The 17730-nt window shown below is 67.9% G+C and carries 12 protein-coding genes and 3 rRNA genes; 2 read left to right on the top strand and 13 right to left on the bottom strand.

Annotated features, from left to right (window positions below):
• Position 1 precedes the first annotated feature (1 nt).
• The 6 genes from OG520_RS31385 to OG520_RS31360 form a co-directional block, all read right to left on the bottom strand.
• Entirely contained in the window at positions 2 to 1096 is a 1095-nt protein-coding gene (locus tag OG520_RS31385) for a glycosyltransferase family 4 protein (protein ID WP_406015375.1), read from the bottom strand.
• Positions 1097 to 1283: 187 nt separating this feature from the next.
• Complete coding sequence (locus OG520_RS31380; protein ID WP_399336066.1) at positions 1284 to 2048, bottom strand: hypothetical protein; 765 nt, start codon at positions 2046 to 2048, stop codon at positions 1284 to 1286.
• A gap of 75 nt (positions 2049 to 2123) precedes the next feature.
• Positions 2124 to 3869: a DNA repair protein RecN gene (gene recN / locus OG520_RS31375; RefSeq protein WP_406015374.1), complete on the bottom strand. Its 1746-nt coding sequence runs from the start codon at positions 3867 to 3869 to the stop codon at positions 2124 to 2126.
• Between the two features lie 106 nt (positions 3870 to 3975).
• Positions 3976 to 4881 (bottom strand): NAD kinase, encoded by a 906-nt coding sequence (locus OG520_RS31370; protein WP_072484231.1) that lies wholly within the window; start codon positions 4879 to 4881, stop codon positions 3976 to 3978.
• Positions 4878 to 5693, bottom strand: coding sequence for a TlyA family RNA methyltransferase (locus OG520_RS31365; protein ID WP_399336064.1), 816 nt, complete (start codon positions 5691 to 5693; stop codon positions 4878 to 4880). Before OG520_RS31365 ends, OG520_RS31370 begins: the two co-directional genes overlap by 4 nt.
• Positions 5694 to 5700: 7 nt before the next feature.
• Entirely contained in the window at positions 5701 to 6039 is a 339-nt protein-coding gene (locus OG520_RS31360; protein WP_399336062.1) for a hypothetical protein, read from the bottom strand.
• A 43-nt stretch (positions 6040 to 6082) separates the two neighbouring features.
• Between OG520_RS31360 and OG520_RS31355 the strand changes: the two genes are divergently transcribed.
• Positions 6083 to 6430 carry an SCP2 sterol-binding domain-containing protein gene (locus OG520_RS31355; RefSeq protein ID WP_266421234.1) on the top strand — a complete coding sequence of 116 codons (348 nt, stop codon included), beginning with the start codon at positions 6083 to 6085 and terminating at the stop codon, positions 6428 to 6430.
• A gap of 33 nt (positions 6431 to 6463) precedes the next feature.
• On the opposite strand, the gene OG520_RS31350 is transcribed toward OG520_RS31355, so the two are convergent.
• Together OG520_RS31350 and OG520_RS31345 are read right to left on the bottom strand one after the other, a co-directional pair.
• On the bottom strand, positions 6464 to 7306 hold the full coding sequence (locus tag OG520_RS31350) for an ABC transporter ATP-binding protein (RefSeq protein ID WP_385551776.1): 843 nt from the start codon (positions 7304 to 7306) through the stop codon (positions 6464 to 6466).
• A gap of 112 nt (positions 7307 to 7418) precedes the next feature.
• Positions 7419 to 8447 (bottom strand): HAD hydrolase-like protein, encoded by a 1029-nt coding sequence (locus tag OG520_RS31345; protein ID WP_406015373.1) that lies wholly within the window; start codon positions 8445 to 8447, stop codon positions 7419 to 7421.
• A gap of 71 nt (positions 8448 to 8518) precedes the next feature.
• On the opposite strand from OG520_RS31345, the gene OG520_RS31340 reads away from it, so the two are divergent.
• Entirely contained in the window at positions 8519 to 9802 is a 1284-nt protein-coding gene (locus OG520_RS31340; RefSeq protein WP_406015372.1) for a DUF1015 domain-containing protein, read from the top strand.
• Between the two features lie 56 nt (positions 9803 to 9858).
• On the opposite strand, the gene OG520_RS31335 is transcribed toward OG520_RS31340, so the two are convergent.
• The 5 genes from OG520_RS31335 to OG520_RS31315 all read right to left on the bottom strand — a co-directional run bounded on the left by OG520_RS31335 (position 9859) and on the right by OG520_RS31315 (position 17217).
• Positions 9859 to 10551: a tetratricopeptide repeat protein gene (locus OG520_RS31335; protein ID WP_406015371.1), complete on the bottom strand. Its 693-nt coding sequence runs from the start codon at positions 10549 to 10551 to the stop codon at positions 9859 to 9861.
• Positions 10551 to 11780 carry a hypothetical protein gene (locus tag OG520_RS31330; protein WP_406015370.1) on the bottom strand — a complete coding sequence of 410 codons (1230 nt, stop codon included), beginning with the start codon at positions 11778 to 11780 and terminating at the stop codon, positions 10551 to 10553. Before OG520_RS31330 ends, OG520_RS31335 begins: the two co-directional genes overlap by 1 nt.
• Before the next feature lie 254 nt (positions 11781 to 12034).
• Positions 12035 to 12151, bottom strand: a 5S ribosomal RNA gene (rrf, locus tag OG520_RS31325).
• Between the two features lie 108 nt (positions 12152 to 12259).
• A 23S ribosomal RNA gene (locus tag OG520_RS31320) occupies positions 12260 to 15384 on the bottom strand.
• 307 nt (positions 15385 to 15691) lie between these two features.
• Positions 15692 to 17217 (bottom strand): 16S ribosomal RNA (locus tag OG520_RS31315).
• Together the 16S, 23S and 5S rRNA genes form the textbook arrangement of a ribosomal RNA operon.
• Positions 17218 to 17730: the final 513 nt, after the last annotated feature.

Below are 17730 nucleotides of genomic sequence, written 5' to 3'. Positions count from 1 at the left end.
CTCACCGCGTCCGTGCCGCCAACGGCTGGGTCAACTCGTCGTACACACTGAGCACTTGGGCGATCGTGTCGTCCTCGGTCGGCCAACTCCCGGCCTGCGCGAGCCCGGCGGCCGCCATCTCCTCTCGCCGCCGCGGATCCCCGAGCAGCCGGGCCACCACCCGCGCGAGCGCCTCCGCGTTCCCGTACGGCACGAGTTCCGCCGCGTCCCCCACGAGTTCGGGCACCCCGCCGACCGCGGTGGCGACCAGCGGGACGCCGAGCCGCAGCGCTTCCTGGGCCAGTACCGAACGCGCCTCCCAGCTGCTGGACAGCACGGCCAGATCCGCCGCGGCGAGCAGTTCGGCGCGGTCGTCGCGGCTGCCGACGAGCCGGACGGGCAGTTCCTCGTTCCTGATCCGGCGCTGCAGAGCGGACCGCTCCCGCCCCTCGCCCACGAGGAGCAGGAGCGGTGCCGGGTCGAGGTCCCGCCACAGCCGCGAGGCGTCGAGCAGTGTGCCGTATCCGTGATGCGGTACGAGGCTCCCGCAGGAGATGATCAACGGACGTTCCACCAGCCCCAGTTCGGCCCGCGCCTTGCCCGCGTGGGCGGCGGCGGGCAGGCGAGGTACGGGGGCGGAGACCGGCGCGAGTCGCGCGTCGCGCGCTCCCCGGCGCCGCGCCCGGTCGACCAGGTCCGATGTGGTGCCGAGCACAACTGCCGCCGCACGGGCGGCCCTTCGCTCCATCAGCCGGATCAGCCGGCTGCGGGCCCCTTCGGCGTGGGCGCGGGCGTGCCAGGTGACGACCAGCGGAACGCTCCGGCCGCCGAGCGCGAGGGCGGCGCGCACGGCGGCGTGCGATCCGTGCGCGTGGACGACGTCCGCCGTCGCGCAGGCGGTGCGCAGGGCGGCGACGGAGGCCGGGTCGCTGCGCCGGGGCACGGGCGCGAAACGGGCCCCCGCACCGGAGTAGTCGTAGGCGTGGTCCAGTTCTGCCGGGGCGCAGACGGTGACGTGCACGCCTCTCGCCACCAGTCCCGCGGCCAGCGAGCCGACGTGGGCGCTGCTGCCCGCGCTGCCGCCGCCCAGGACTTGGACCGTACGCAACTGTGACACGTTGAATGGCTCCCGGGGCTCCCGAGTCGGCGGTGATTGCACCGCCAAGGATGCCAGTCCGTACGCACGTTCCGGCACAGTCGGGCCGTCGTTGCGGCCTGTACAACAACAACCGGACGCCGCCTACCACTCGCACGGGTGAGAAACCGGCGCATTGTTGTCCGGCCCGCCCCCGCGGCTTCCTCCGTCAGCGTTCCGACAGCACCCGGGCCAGCCGGCCGATCCGGTCCCCGTACACCGCCGCCGCGACCAGTGCGGCCGCATGCGCGGCGAGTCCGGCCCGGCCTCGGCCCGCGACGATCGCGACACCGAGTGCCGCCCCCAGGGCATGGACCCCGGTGTCCCCGAGCATGGTCCGCTCCCCCAGGTCGTCGGCGACGAGGGCGGCCACGGCACCCATCGGCGCGGCGGCGAACCCGCCCTGCGGCAGGCCGGGGGCGCCGAGGGCGAGCACGGTGGCGGCGGCCACCGCGGGCCGCACGTCCGTCAGATTGACGAGATGGGCGGTTCCGGCGATCACGACCGCGGCGAGCGCCCGGTCGACGGGCCGCTCCTTGAGCAGCGTGCCGGCCGCGAGCCCGGCGGCCCCGATTCCGAAGAGCTTCACCGCGCCGCTGGTCACCTCGCCGTCCCGCAGCGCACCCAGGTGGGCCCGGAACCCGCGGCGGGGATCGTCCGCACCGACGAGGTCGTCGTACGCGCCGCAACCACCGGCCGCCAGTACGGCGAGCGTGGCGGCGCACCGGGTACGGGCCGGCAGCGGGAGAACGACCGCTCCGGCCGCGGTACCGAGGACGGCGGCCGGCCCCGCGTACAGATCGACGGTACGGCCCGCGTAGTTGGTGCGCTGCCGGTCGGGGCGCGGCCTGGCCCGCAGCGCCCGGTACACACCTCCCGCGACGGCGGCGGCGACGGCACCGGACATCACGGACCTGCGCAATGCTGCTCCCATACGCGCCAGACTACGCAGCGGCCCGCCGGGGCCCCCGGCGGGCCGTTCCCGTGGCCGGGCCGGAGCCCGCGCCCGCTACCCGCCCGACCGCGCCGCGGCCAGCAGTTCCTCCGCGTGGGCCCGCGCCGTCTGGGAGTCCTCCTGGCCCGCGAGCATCCGGGACAGCTCCCGCACCCGGTCCTCGCCCTCCAGGACCGTGACCCCACTGCTGGTCACCGAGCCGTCGACGGTCTTCTCGACCAGCAGCTGCCGGTCCGCGAAGGCCGCCACCTGCGGCAGATGTGTGACGACGACGACCTGGGCGGACCTGGCGAGCTTCGCGAGCCGCCGCCCGACCTCGACCGCGGCCTTGCCGCCGACGCCCGCGTCGACCTCGTCGAAGAGGTACGTGGGTACGGGGTCGGCGCCCGCGAAGACCACCTCGACGGCGAGCATCACCCGGGACAGCTCACCGCCCGACGCCCCCTTGGCGATCGGCCGCGGCTGGGCGCCGGGGTGCGGGGCCAGCAGCAGCTCGACCTCGTCGGCGCCGGACGGCCCGTAGACCACGCTCCGCCCGTCGATCTCGATGCCGGACGCCTCGTCGGCCGCCTCGGTCTGCCGGATGTCGAAGGAGACCCGGGCGTGCGGCATGGCCAGCGAGGCCAGCTCCGCGGTCACCGCTTCGGCGAAGAGCGCGGCCGCCCGGTTGCGCGCGTCGGTCAACGCCTGGCCGAGGACGGAGAGTTCGGCCCGCAGCGCGTCGCGTTCGACCGTCAGCTCGCCGATCCGGTCGTCGTCGCCCTCCAGCTCGGCGAGCCGGGCGGCGCCCTCCTGGGCCCAGGCGAGCACGGCGCCGATGTCCTCGCCGTACTTCCGGGTGAGCGCGGTGAGCGCGGCGCGCCGCTCCTCCACCGCGGCGAGCCGCAGCGGGTCGGCGTCCAACTGGTCGGCGTACCCGGCCAGTTCGCCCGCCACGTCGGAGAGCAGGATCGAGATCTCACCGATCCGGTCGGCGAGCGCCGCCAGTGCCGGATCGTGGGCGCGCACGGCGTCCAGGGACCGTCCGGCGGCCGCCACCACGGTCGTCGCGTCGACGCCCTCGGGGTCCTCCGGATTGCCCGCGAGCGCGGTGTGCGCGAGGGCCGCGGCGGAAGCCAGCGCCTCCGCGTGGCCGAGCCGCTCGGCCTCGGCGGAGAGGTCGGCGTCCTCACCGGCCAGGGGTTCGACCGCGGCGATCTCGCCCAGCCCGAAGCGCAGCAGATCGGCTTCCTGGGCGCGCTCACGGGCCCGCGTCGTCAGCTCGTCGAGCTCCGTGACGACGGCCCGCAGCCGCCGGTGGGCCGCCGCGTACTCGACGTGCGGCACGGCGACGCCGTCGCCCGCGTAGCGGTCGAGCGCCTGCCGCTGCCGGGCGGGCTTGAGCAGCCCCTGCTGATCGGTCTGGCCGTGCACGGCGACGAGTTCGTCGGCGAGTTCGGCGAGCACCCCGACGGGCACGGACCGGCCGCCGAGATGCGCCCGGGAGCGCCCCTCCGCGGAGACGGTACGGCTGATCAGCAGCGCGCCGTCCTCGATCTCGGCCCCGGCCTCCTCCGCCCGCAGGGCGACGGTGTCGCCGTCGGACACGGTGATCCGCCCCTCGACGACGGCGGCCTTGGACCCGATCCGTACCAGGGCGGGGTCGGCGCGCCCGCCGAGCAGCAGCCCGAGGCTGGTGACGACCATGGTCTTGCCCGCGCCGGTCTCACCCGTCACCGCGGTGAAACCGGGTGACAGCTCCACCACCGCGTCGTCGATGACTCCGAGCGACCGTATCCGCATCTCCTCCAACACGGACACGACCTTACGAGGTCCTGACCCCGATGCGCGACGGACCCCGCCCCCGGGGCCACTCTCCCGGGTATGCGCACAGCATTCGCAACACCTCCGGGGGAAGGTCCGCCGGTCAGTGCGGTGCGCCCCGCCACCCCGAGACCGGCAGGGCGAATTTCGCGACCAGCCGGTCCGTGAACGAGGCGTGGTGCAGCCGCGCCAGCCGTACGGGCACCGCGCCGCGCCGCACCTCGACCCGGGCTCCCGCGGGCAGTTCCACGGTCCTGCGCCCGTCGCACCACAGCACCCCGTGCGGGGTGTGCTGCTGGACCTCGACGGCGAGCACGGACGTCGGGGAGGTCACCAGCGGTTTGGCGAACAGCGCGTGGGCGCTGATCGGCACCATCAGCAGCGCCTCGACCTCGGGCCAGACGACGGGACCGCCCGCCGAGAAGGCGTAGGCGGTCGATCCGGTCGGGGTCGCGCAGACGATCCCGTCGCAGCCGAAACCGGTCACGGGACGGCCGTCGATCTCCAGGACGACCTCCAGCATCCGCTCGGGCGACACCTTCTGCACGGCCGCTTCGTTGAGCGCCCAGTCGGTGTGGACGATGTCGCCGTTGCTGTGCACGAGGACGTCGAGCGTCATGCGTTCCTCGACCTGGTAGGCCCGGGTGACGACCCGGTCGACGACCTTGTCCAGGTCGTCCCGCTCGGCCTCGGCGAGAAAACCTACCCGGCCGAGGTTGACGCCGAGCATCGGCACCCCGGAGGCGCGGGAGAACTCGGCGCCGCGCAGCAGCGTCCCGTCCCCGCCGAGCACGATCAGCAGTTCACAGCCGTCCACGGCCTTGGGCGTGGTGTCCGTGACCGTCTCGACGGACGGCGGCAGCGGCAGATCGGCCGCCTCGGTGGCCAGCACCCGGACGCCGAGGCCGCTGCGCAGCAACCCCTGTACGACCAGTTCGGCACTGCGGATCGCGGCCGGACGGCCGGTGTGTGCCAGAAGAAAGACAGTTCGTGCCGCATTCGTCGTCAACGAGGCCCCTCCGCCACTGCACGGTCGACATCTGCGGGATCCAGCTCAGGTGCTCCTGCCCGCAGCCAGAGAAAGTACTCGACATTTCCCGCGGGCCCCGGCAGCGGGCTCGCCGTCACCCCCCGTACCCCGAGCCCCAGCGCCCAGGCCCGGCGCGCCACCTCCCGTACCGCTTCGGCCCGCAGTTCGGGGCTGCGCACCACGCCGCCGCTGCCCAGCCGCTCCTTGCCGACCTCGAACTGCGGCTTGACCATGAGGACCAGATCCGCGTCGGGGGCGGTGCAGCGCGCCAGGGCGGGCAGGACCAGACCCAGCGGGATGAACGACAGGTCGCCGACCACCAGGTCCACCGGCTGTCCGTCGATCGCCTCCAGCGTCAACTCCCGTACGTTGGTACGGTCCTTGACGGTGACGCGCTCATCGGACCGGAGCGACCAGGCGAGCTGGCCGTAGCCGACGTCGACGGCGACGACATGAGCGGCGCCGGCCCGCAGGAGCACATCGGTGAAGCCACCGGTCGACGCCCCGGCGTCCAGGGCCCGCCGGCCCTCGACCTCCAGCCCGAGCGGCACGAAGGCGGCGAGGGCGCCCGCGAGCTTGTGCCCGCCGCGCGAGACGTACCCGGGGTCGCTGTCGTCCTCGGTCACGACGACGGCGGCGCTGGTCTCGACCTGGGTGGCGGGTTTGGTCGCGGTGTTCCCGCCGACGGTCACCCGCCCTGCGGCGATCAGCTGGCTCGCGTGCTCGCGCGAGCGTGCGAGCTTGCGGTGGACCAGCTCGGCGTCGAGGCGGCGACGTGCCACTCTTGCCACGTTCGGTTCAGCTCCTGTTGTTGTGCGGGGGCATCGGTGCGGGTACCGGTGCGAGGGCGGGCCTGGCGTCCAGCGCGGTCAGCGTTTCGCGCAGCCCGCGGTGTACATCCTCATACACCTCGATGTGTCCGTCCGCCGGGAGGTGGTCCGCATCGGCGAGACGCTCCAGCTCCGCGTCCACCCCGGCGTTGCCGGTGGGGGTGCGGGCGACGCCGAGGGGTGCGGGCGCGGCGGGGTCGAGCGGGGCCCCGGCGGCCGGGGCCGCACCCCCGCCGGACGGGTCCTCCGCCTCGCTCCCGGGCACTGTTCCGGCTGCCGTCCCCGGTTCCGGCATCGAGTCGCTCATACGGGAAACGCTACCGCGAAGGGCTGCGGTACCGTCGATCACAATGGCGACCATGGCGGAGTGCCGCAGCGCACTCGACAGACTTTCCGACAGCCTCGCGGGGGCCGACGGCGACGTGCGCAGCGCGGCTGCCCTCGACCGCTCGCTGAGCTGCCACATCAAGGACCTCGACATCACCTTCACCGGCCGGCTGACCGATGGCCGGATCCAGGTCCTGGACACGGTCGAGGGACCGCCCCGCGAGAAGGCCGAGATCCGGCTCGCGATGACCGGCGACGACCTGGTGGCCATGGTGGACGGCGACCTGAATTTCGCCAAGGCATGGGGGTCGGGCCGGGTCCGCCTGGAGGCCGGCTTCCGCGACCTGCTGAGACTCAGGTCACTGCTGTAGGCGGGATGGACCGGCCTTGCGCCGAGCGTCGCGTCAGCCCCCGGCCGACGCCCCGGCGGACGCCTTGCCCCGCGCGCCCGCCCCGTCGCCGCGCGGCTTGCGCGCGGCCGGTACCACCAGCGGGGTCCCGGTCTCCGGATCGTCGATGACCTGGCAGCGCAGCCCGAAGACCCGCTCCACCAGTTCCGCGGTGACGACCTCACCAGGTGCCCCCTCGGCGATCACCTCGCCCTCCCGCATCGCGATGAGGTGGGTGGCGTACCGCGCGGCGTGATTCAGATCGTGCAGGACGGCCACCAGGGTGCGCCCCTGCGTCTCGTGCAGCTCCGCGCAGAGGTCGAGCACGTCGATCTGGTGCTGGATGTCGAGATACGTCGTCGGCTCGTCGAGCAGCAACAGCGGCGTCTGCTGGGCGAGCGCCATGGCGATCCAGACACGCTGCCGCTGCCCGCCGGACAATTCGTCGACATAGCGATCGGCGAGCGCACCGACTCCGGTCGCCGCCATCGATTCCTCGACAATGCGTTCGTCGTCCGGCGACCACTGGCGCAGCAGCCCCTGGTGCGGGTACCGGCCGCGCCCGACGAGGTCGGCGACGGTGATGCCGTCCGGTGCGATGGAGGACTGCGGCAGCAGCCCCAGCGTCCTGGCGACCTTCTTCGCCGGCATCCCGTGGATCGTCTGCCCGTCCAGGAGCACCCGGCCGCTGTCCGGCTTCAGCATCCGCGAGAGCGCGCGCAACAGGGTCGACTTGCCACAGGCGTTGGGGCCGACGATCACCGTGAACGAGTTGTCGGGAATCTCGACCGAGAGATTCTCCGCGATGACCCGCCGGTCGTAGCCGAGGGTCACCGAGTCCGCGGTGAGGCGCTGCATGGTCGTACTCCCGGAGTCGGAGGTGATCGGGTGCGGGACGACGTCACACCGAGCAGGACAAAGTTAGGTTAGCCTACCCTCCTTTTTGTGGTGTCTGCCGGGAGCCTCCCCGCTACAGCCCCAGCCTGGCGACCGCCTTGCCGGCGTCCAGCCCGCACGAACCGTCCCCGGCGTACGACCAGGCCGCCCCGCAGAGCGCCCGCAGCCCGTCGAGTACGTCCCCGTCCCCCTCCAGCGCCAGCTCGCCCCCGCGCACCGAAGCGGTCCAGCCCCCGCACACGAAGCCGTCGCCGCTCTCGGCCACCTCGGGCTGCCCGGTCAGCAGCCCCCGCAGATCCGCGTCCACATACGTCGGCCGGTGCTTCGGCACGGCGGCCACCAGTTGCGCCGCGTCCGTCACCCCGGTGAGCACCAGCAGGGAGTCCACGCCGCCGTTGAACGCGCCCTCGATGTCCGTGTCCAGCCGGTCGCCGACCACCAGCGGACGCTCGGCCCCGGTCCGCAGCACCGTCTCCCGGTGCATCGGCGGCAACGGCTTCCCGGCGACCTGCGGCTCGGCCCCGGTGGCAATCCGGACGACTTCCACCGCCGCACCGTTCCCCGGTGCGATTCCCCGGGCACTCGGAATCGTCAGATCCGTGTTGGACGCGAACCACGGCACCCCGCGCGCGATCGCGTACGCGGCCTCGGCGAACCGCCCCCAGGCCATGTCGGGTCCGCCGTATCCCTGAGCCACCGCCACCGGCTCGTCGTCCGCCGATTCCACCGGCACCAGACCGCGCTCCCGCAGCGCGACCCGCAGCCCCTCGCCCCCCACCACCAGCACCCGGGCCCCGGCGGGCAGCTGGTCGGCCATCAGCCGGGCGACCGCCTGCGCCGAGGTGATCACATCGGCGGGCTCCGCCGGAACGCCGAGTTCGGTCAGGTGCCCGGCCACCGCGGCCGGCGTCCGCAGGGCGTTGTTGGTCACGTACGCCAGATGCATCCCGCCGTCCCGCGCCGCCCCCAGCGAGTCGACGGCGTGGACGATCGCGTGGCCGCCCACGTACACCACCCCGTCGAGATCGAGCAGCGCCGTGTCGTACGCCTCGTTCAACGCGGTGCTGCTGCCGCTGGGCCTGGTCCTGCTCGCCTGACTCATTCTTTGCGCTCCTCGTTGCATGCTTCTGTCCCGATCATCGCGCATCCCGGCCGCGCACATACGATGCAGAAATGAAGACATCAGGCCGGGCCGGCCAGGGACTGCGTCTGATCCCGTTCCGTGGACTGCGATACGTCCCCGAGCGGGTCGGCAGTCTTGCCGCGGTGACCTCACCGCCGTACGACGTCGTCGTGCGGCCCGACGGACTGCACCACCTGGAGTCGGCGGACCCGCACAACATCGTCCGGCTGATACTGCCGCAGGCGGACACGGCCGCGGCCCGCCACGAGCAGGCGGCGCAGACCCTGAACCGCTGGCTGGCCGAGGGCGTCCTCGCACCGGACAGCGAGCCCGCTCTGTACGTCTACGAGCAGCGCAACGCCGAGATCCTGCAACGCGGGATCGTCGGGGCCCTGGCGCTCTCCGCCCCCGGGGACGGCATCGTCCTGCCGCACGAGGACGTGATGGCCCATGTCGTCGAGGACCGGGCCGACCTGATGCGCACCACCGCCGCCCACTTCGAACCACTGCTGCTCACCTACCGCAGCGACGGCGACGGCGACGGCCCGGGAGCGACCGCCGTCATCGAGCGGACCACGGAGCGCCCACCGCTGCTCGCCACCACCACCGAGGACGGCTACCGTCACCGGCTCTGGGCAGTCACCGACCCGGCCGACCGCGCCGAGATCGAGACCGATCTCGCCCACCACCAGGCCCTGATCGCCGACGGCCACCACCGCTGGGCCACCTACCTCCGCCTCCAGCAGGAGCACACCACTCCGGGCCCCTGGGACTTCGGCCTGGTCCTCCTCGTCGACACGGCCCGCTATCCGCTCCGGGTCCGCGCCATACACCGGCTGCTGCACCGTCTCCCGGCCGCCGACGCACTCGCCGCGGTGAAGGGCCTCTTCCGCATCCGCGACCTGGATGGGCCGCTCCCCCGGGCCCTGGACGCGCTCGCCGAGGCCGCCGCCGAGGGCAACGCGTTCCTGCTCGCCGGCGACGGCGGCTTCCATCTCATCGACCGCCCCGACCCCGGACTGCTGTCCCGCACGATCCCCGCCGACCGCCCGACCGCCTGGCAGACCCTCGACGCGACGGTCCTGCACGCGGCCCTGCTCGACCACGTCTGGAAGATCCCGGACGCCCCGGAACACATCGCGTACATCCACGACACCGCAGCCGCCGTCGAACAGGCCGAGCGTCACAACGCGACGGCGGTCCTGATGCATCCGGTACGCGAGGAAGTCGTCCGGGACCTCGCCCGGCAGGGCGTCACCATGCCCCGCAAGTCGACCTCCTTCGGCCCCAAGCCGGCCACCGGCCTGGTCCTGCGAAGCCTCGACCTCGACTGAGCGCAGGCAGCAAAAAAGGGCGGCACCCCGGGTGGGGTGCCGCCCTTCTTCACGCCTTACGTCTCGGGCGTACGGTCCTTGTCCTGGTCCTCGTCCCCGTCCGTGCGGTTGTCGTCCTCATCCTCGTCCTCGTCGAGGGCATCGACGAACTCGACACCGTCCATCTCGGCCAGCCGGTCGGACGCATCGGTGGAGCCGTCCTTGTCGGCCTCCAGCGCCTTCCCGAACCACTCACGCGCCTCGTCCTCACGCCCGGCCGCCAACAGCGCGTCGGCGTACGCGTAGCGCAGTCGGGCCGTCCACGGGTGCACGGCGTTCGAGGCCAGCTCGGAGCTCTGCAGCGTGACGATGGCCGCATCGAGCTGCCCCATGTCCCGACGAGCCCCGGCAGCCACCAGACGCATCTCGACCTGCCCGGCCTTGTCCAGCTTCTGCACCTCGGGCTCGCCGGCCATGGCCATCGCCCGCTCGGGCCGCCCGAGCCCGCGCTCGCAGTCGGCCATGACGGGCCACAGCTCCACGGACCCGGTCATCCGCTTGGCGGCCCGGAACTCCGCCAGCGCCTCCGAGTACTTCTGTGTGGCGTACGCGGCAAACCCGGCAGCCTCACGCACCGCAGCGACCCGCGAGGCCAGCCGGAGCGCGACCCGCGAATACGCGTACGCCTGCTCCGGGTCCTCGTCGATCAGCCGGGCCACCATGACGAGGTTGCGCGAGACATCCTCGGCCAGGGTCTTCGGCAGGCTCATCAGCTCCTGCCGCACATCCTTGTCGATCTCGTCACCGGTGACGTCCTCGGGAATCGGAAGCCGCTTGATGGGCTCACGGTCCCGGTCGTCCCGCCGCTCGTACCCACCACGGTCGTCGCGCCCGCGGTAGCCACCCCGGCCACCACGGTCGTCCCGCTGCCCGCGGTACCCACCGCCCCGACTGTCGTCACGCCGGAAGCCGCCGCCGGAGCCGCCACCACGGCTGTCGTCGCGACGGAACCCACCACTGCTGCGGCTGTCGTCGTCGCGACGGGGGCCACGCGGCCGGTCATCACGCCGCTCGAACCCGCCCGAAGGACGCCCACCACGATCGTCATCACGACGCGGCCCACGGTCGCGGTCGCGGTCGTCACGGCGGAAGCCACCACGCTCATCGTCCCGACGCGGCCCACGGTCCCGATCACGGTCCCGGTCGTCACGACGGAACCCACCACCGGAACCACCGCCACGGCTGTCGTCGCGACGGAACCCACCGCCCCGACTGTCGTCACGCCGGAAGCCGCCGCCGGAGCCGCCACCACGGCTGTCGTCGCGACGGAACCCACCACCGCTGCGGCTGTCGTCGTCGCGACGGGGGCCACGCGGCCGGTCATCACGCCGCTCGAACCCGCCCGAAGGACGCCCACCACGATCGTCATCACGACGCGGCCCACGGTCGCGGTCGCGGTCGTCACGGCGGAAGCCACCACGCTCATCGTCCCGACGCGGCCCACGGTCCCGATCACGGTCCCGGTCGTCACGACGGAACCCACCACCGGAACCACCGCCACGGCTGTCGTCGCGACGGAACCCACCACCCCGACTGTCGTCACGCCGGAAGCCGCCGCCGGAGCCGCCACCACGGCTGTCGTCGCGACGGAACCCACCACTGCTGCGGCTGTCGTCATCGCGACGGGGGCCACGCGGCCGGTCATCACGCCGCTCGAACCCGCCCGAAGGACGCCCACCACGATCGTCATCACGACGCGGCCCACGGTCGCGGTCGCGGTCGTCACGGCGGAAGCCACCACCGGAGCTGCCACCGCGGTTGTCATCACGCCGGTAGCCACCGCCACCACGGTTGTCGTCCCGACGGAAGCCGCCGCCGGAGCCGCCGCCACCACGGTTGTCGTCGCGACGCGGTCCCCGGTCACGGTCACGGTCGTCGCGGCGGAAGCCACCGCCACCGCTTCCACCGGTGGGCCGGCTGTCGTCGCGCCGGTAGCCACCGCGGTCGTTGTCCCTGCGCGGTCCGCCGGAGCGGTCATCGCGACGACCGCTGAAGCCGCCTCGGTCACCACCGTCCCGGCGACGCGGCTCGCGCTCCGAACGATCGTCGGGAGAGTTGGTGGACATCGGCGTGACTCCTTCATCGGGTACTACAAGACATTCTGGCGCAGCCGGACATCCGACGCGCTTCGGCAAAAACAAAAGGACCCTTGGTCCCAGCGTGAACGCTGGGACCAAGGGTCCTTGAAAGATTGTTCGGCGGCGTCCTACTCTCCCACAGGGTCCCCCCTGCAGTACCATCGGCGCTGAAAGGCTTAGCTTCCGGGTTCGGAATGTAACCGGGCGTTTCCCTAACGCAATGACCACCGAAACCCTATCGGGTTCTAGCGAACAAGCACACTTTTCAATTAAGTAGTGAAGCTGTTCAACCGGTGCGACTGTTCGCAACCCGGGAACAACACAGTGGACGCGAGCAACTGAGGACAAGCCCTCGGCCTATTAGTACCAGTCAGCTCCACCCGTTACCGGGCTTCCACATCTGGCCTATCAACCCAGTCGTCTACTGGGAGCCTTAACCCTTCAAGAGGGTGGGAATACTCATCTCGAAGCAGGCTTCCCGCTTAGATGCTTTCAGCGGTTATCCTTTCCGAACGTAGCCAACCAGCCATGCCCTTGGCAGAACAACTGGCACACCAGAGGTTCGTCCGTCCCGGTCCTCTCGTACTAGGGACAGCCCTTCTCAATATTCCTACGCGCACAGCGGATAGGGACCGAACTGTCTCACGACGTTCTAAACCCAGCTCGCGTACCGCTTTAATGGGCGAACAGCCCAACCCTTGGGACCGACTCCAGCCCCAGGATGCGACGAGCCGACATCGAGGTGCCAAACCATCCCGTCGATATGGACTCTTGGGGAAGATCAGCCTGTTATCCCCGGGGTACCTTTTATCCGTTGAGCGACAGCGCTTCCACAAGCCACTGCCGGATCACTAGTCCCGACTTTCGTCCCTGCTCGACCCGTCGGTCTCACAGTCAAGCTCCCTTGTGCACTTACACTCAACACCTGATTGCCAACCAGGCTGAGGGAACCTTTGGGCGCCTCCGTTACTCTTTAGGAGGCAACCGCCCCAGTTAAACTACCCATCAGACACTGTCCCTGATCCGGATCACGGACCCAGGTTAGACATCCAGCACGACCAGAGTGGTATTTCAACGACGACTCCACAACCACTGGCGTGGCCGCTTCAAAGTCTCCCACCTATCCTACACAAGCCGAACCGAACACCAATATCAAACTGTAGTAAAGGTCCCGGGGTCTTTCCGTCCTGCTGCGCGAAACGAGCATCTTTACTCGTAGTGCAATTTCACCGGGCCTATGGTTGAGACAGTCGAGAAGTCGTTACGCCATTCGTGCAGGTCGGAACTTACCCGACAAGGAATTTCGCTACCTTAGGATGGTTATAGTTACCACCGCCGTTTACTGGCGCTTAAGTTCTCAGCTTCGCCGACCCGAAAGTCAGCTAACCGGTCCCCTTAACGTTCCAGCACCGGGCAGGCGTCAGTCCGTATACATCGCCTTACGGCTTCGCACGGACCTGTGTTTTTAGTAAACAGTCGCTTCTCGCTGGTCTCTGCGGCCACCCCCAGCTCATGGAGTAAATCCACTCACCAGTGATGGCCCCCCTTCTCCCGAAGTTACGGGGGCATTTTGCCGAGTTCCTTAACCATAGTTCACCCGAACGCCTCGGTATTCTCTACCTGACCACCTGAGTCGGTTTAGGGTACGGGCCGCCATGAAACTCGCTAGAGGCTTTTCTCGACAGCATAGGATCATCCACTTCACCACAATCGGCTCGGCATCAGGTCTCAGACTATATGCACGACGGATTTGCCTACCGTGCGTCCTACACCCTTACCCCGGGACAACCACCGCCCGGGCTGGACTACCTTCCTGCGTCACCCCATCGCTTACCTACTACAAGTCTGGTTCATCGGCTCCACCACTACCCTCAACTCCGAAGAGATCGGGCCGGCTTCACGGACTTAGCATCGCCTGATTCAGTATTGGGCGTTTCAAAGCGGGTACCGGAATATCAACCGGTTGTCCATCGACTACGCCTGTCGGCCTCGCCTTAGGTCCCGACTTACCCTGGGCAGATCAGCTTGACCCAGGAACCCTTAGTCAATCGGCGCACACGTTTCTCACGTGTGTATCGCTACTCATGCCTGCATTCTCACTCGTGAACCGTCCACAACTCGCTTCCGCGGCTGCTTCACCCGGCACACGACGCTCCCCTACCCATCCACACAGGCGTTGGCCCTTCATGTGTGAATGACACGACTTCGGCGGTACGCTTGAGCCCCGCTACATTGTCGGCGCGGAATCACTTGACCAGTGAGCTATTACGCACTCTTTCAAGGGTGGCTGCTTCTAAGCCAACCTCCTGGTTGTCTCTGCGACTCCACATCCTTTCCCACTTAGCGTACGCTTAGGGGCCTTAGTCGATGCTCTGGGCTGTTTCCCTCTCGACCATGGAGCTTATCCCCCACAGTCTCACTGCCGTGCTCTCACTTACCGGCATTCGGAGTTTGGCTAAGGTCAGTAACCCGGTAGGGCCCATCGCCTATCCAGTGCTCTACCTCCGGCAAGAAACACACGACGCTGCACCTAAATGCATTTCGGGGAGAACCAGCTATCACGGAGTTTGATTGGCCTTTCACCCCTAACCACAGGTCATCCCCCAGGTTTTCAACCCTGGTGGGTTCGGTCCTCCACGAAGTCTTACCTCCGCTTCAACCTGCCCATGGCTAGATCACTCCGCTTCGGGTCTTGAGCGTGCTACTGAAACGCCCTATTCGGACTCGCTTTCGCTACGGCTTCCCCACACGGGTTAACCTCGCAACACACCGCAAACTCGCAGGCTCATTCTTCAAAAGGCACGCAGTCACGACTGCATGTGCAAGCACACACAGCGACGCTCCCACGGCTTGTAGGCACACGGTTTCAGGTACTATTTCACTCCGCTCCCGCGGTACTTTTCACCATTCCCTCACGGTACTATCCGCTATCGGTCACCAGGGAATATTTAGGCTTAGCGGGTGGTCCCGCCAGATTCACACGGGATTTCTCGGGCCCCGTGCTACTTGGGTGTCTCTCAAACGAGCCGTCAATGTTTCAGCTACGGGGGTCTTACCCTCTACGCCGGACCTTTCGCATGTCCTTCGCCTACATCAACGGTTTCTGACTCGTCTCACGGCCGGCAGACCGCAAAAGAGAGATCCCACAACCCCGCATGCGCAACCCCTGCCGGGTATCACACGCATACGGTTTGGCCTCATCCGGTTTCGCTCGCCACTACTCCCGGAATCACGGTTGTTTTCTCTTCCTGAGGGTACTGAGATGTTTCACTTCCCCTCGTTCCCTCCACACTGCCTATGTGTTCAGCAGCGGGTGACAGCCCATGACGACTGCCGGGTTTCCCCATTCGGACACCCCCGGATCAAAGCTCGGTTGACAGCTCCCCGGGGCCTATCGTGGCCTCCCACGTCCTTCATCGGTTCCTGGTGCCAAGGCATCCACCGTGCGCCCTTAAAAACTTGGCCACAGATGCTCGCGTCCACTGTGCAGTTCTCAAGCAACGACCAGCCACCCATCACCTCACCCTTGCAGGCGAGTTCACTGGGGCCGGCGTTTGAAGGCAGCCTTACGGCCGTACCTTCAGACACCCAACAGCGCGCCCAGTACCCGGAATTCATTCGGTTCGTTTTCCACGCTCCGAAGAGCAGTACTCACGACCCGGTTGAACCACCAGGTACTGAATAGTCAACGTTCCACCCATGAGCAACCACCGTCGAACATTTGCCGACGTAATGGCCTCTGGACTCCTTGCGGAATCTAGATGCTCCTTAGAAAGGAGGTGATCCAGCCGCACCTTCCGGTACGGCTACCTTGTTACGACTTCGTCCCAATCGCCAGTCCCACCTTCGACAGCTCCCTCCCACAAGGGGTTGGGCCACCGGCTTCGGGTGTTACCGACTTTCGTGACGTGACGGGCGGTGTGTACAAGGCCCGGGAACGTATTCACCGCAGCAATGCTGATCTGCGATTACTAGCAACTCCGACTTCATGGGGTCGAGTTGCAGACCCCAATCCGAACTGAGACCGGCTTTTTGAGATTCGCTCCGCCTCGCGGCATCGCAGCTCATTGTACCGGCCATTGTAGCACGTGTGCAGCCCAAGACATAAGGGGCATGATGACTTGACGTCGTCCCCACCTTCCTCCGAGTTGACCCCGGCAGTCTCCTGTGAGTCCCCATCACCCCGAAGGGCATGCTGGCAACACAGAACAAGGGTTGCGCTCGTTGCGGGACTTAACCCAACATCTCACGACACGAGCTGACGACAGCCATGCACCACCTGTACACCGACCACAAGGGGGGCACCATCTCTGATGCTTTCCGGTGTATGTCAAGCCTTGGTAAGGTTCTTCGCGTTGCGTCGAATTAAGCCACATGCTCCGCTGCTTGTGCGGGCCCCCGTCAATTCCTTTGAGTTTTAGCCTTGCGGCCGTACTCCCCAGGCGGGGAACTTAATGCGTTAGCTGCGGCACCGACGACGTGGAATGTCGCCAACACCTAGTTCCCAACGTTTACGGCGTGGACTACCAGGGTATCTAATCCTGTTCGCTCCCCACGCTTTCGCTCCTCAGCGTCAGTAATGGCCCAGAGATCCGCCTTCGCCACCGGTGTTCCTCCTGATATCTGCGCATTTCACCGCTACACCAGGAATTCCGATCTCCCCTACCACACTCTAGCCTGCCCGTATCGACTGCAGACCCGGGGTTAAGCCCCGGGCTTTCACAACCGACGCAACAAGCCGCCTACGAGCTCTTTACGCCCAATAATTCCGGACAACGCTTGCGCCCTACGTATTACCGCGGCTGCTGGCACGTAGTTAGCCGGCGCTTCTTCTGCAGGTACCGTCACTCTCGCTTCTTCCCTGCTGAAAGAGGTTTACAACCCGAAGGCCGTCATCCCTCACGCGGCGTCGCTGCATCAGGCTTTCGCCCATTGTGCAATATTCCCCACTGCTGCCTCCCGTAGGAGTCTGGGCCGTGTCTCAGTCCCAGTGTGGCCGGTCGCCCTCTCAGGCCGGCTACCCGTCGTCGCCTTGGTAGGCCATCACCCCACCAACAAGCTGATAGGCCGCGGGCTCATCCTTCACCGCCGGAGCTTTCAACCCCGTCCCATGCGGGACAGAGTGTTATCCGGTATTAGACCCCGTTTCCAGGGCTTGTCCCAGAGTGAAGGGCAGATTGCCCACGTGTTACTCACCCGTTCGCCACTAATCCACCCCGAAGGGCTTCATCGTTCGACTTGCATGTGTTAAGCACGCCGCCAGCGTTCGTCCTGAGCCAGGATCAAACTCTCCGTGAATGTTTTCCCGTGATCGGGACAACACAACACGAGAGCGGAACAACCGGACGGAATAAGACCGGTCGTTCACAGCGTCCTCGCTGTGTAAATTGCCCACCGGGTCAGTGACCCCGCGGGACTTTCAAAGGAACCTCCAACCTGCCGAAGCAGGCCGGGGTATCAACATATCTGGCGTTGACTTTTGGCACGCTGTTGAGTTCTCAAGGAACGGACGCTTCCTTTGTACTCACCCTCTCGGGCTTTCCTCCGGGCTTTTCCCTTCGGTCTTGCGTTTCCGACTCTATCAGACTCTTTCGTGTCCGATTCCCGGTCGAAGCGGGCCCCCTGCGGAGCAGGAGAGTTTTTGCTGCTTTCCAGTTCTTCGCTTTCGCGCTTCCCTTTCCGGCGGTTCCAACCTTACCAGACTCTTTTTCGTTCCGTTTCCGGTCCGAATTTGAATTCCGGTGACCTTGGAGAGGTCTTCGCCTTTCGGCATGTCCACTACATTAACCGATTTCCTTGGCGACTCATAAT

This window comes from Streptomyces sp. NBC_00984, assembly GCF_045162475.1.
GTDB lineage: Bacteria > Actinomycetota > Actinomycetes > Streptomycetales > Streptomycetaceae > Streptomyces.
Note: the sequence above shows the minus strand (reverse complement) of the source record. Positions and strands in the feature narration are given on the sequence as shown.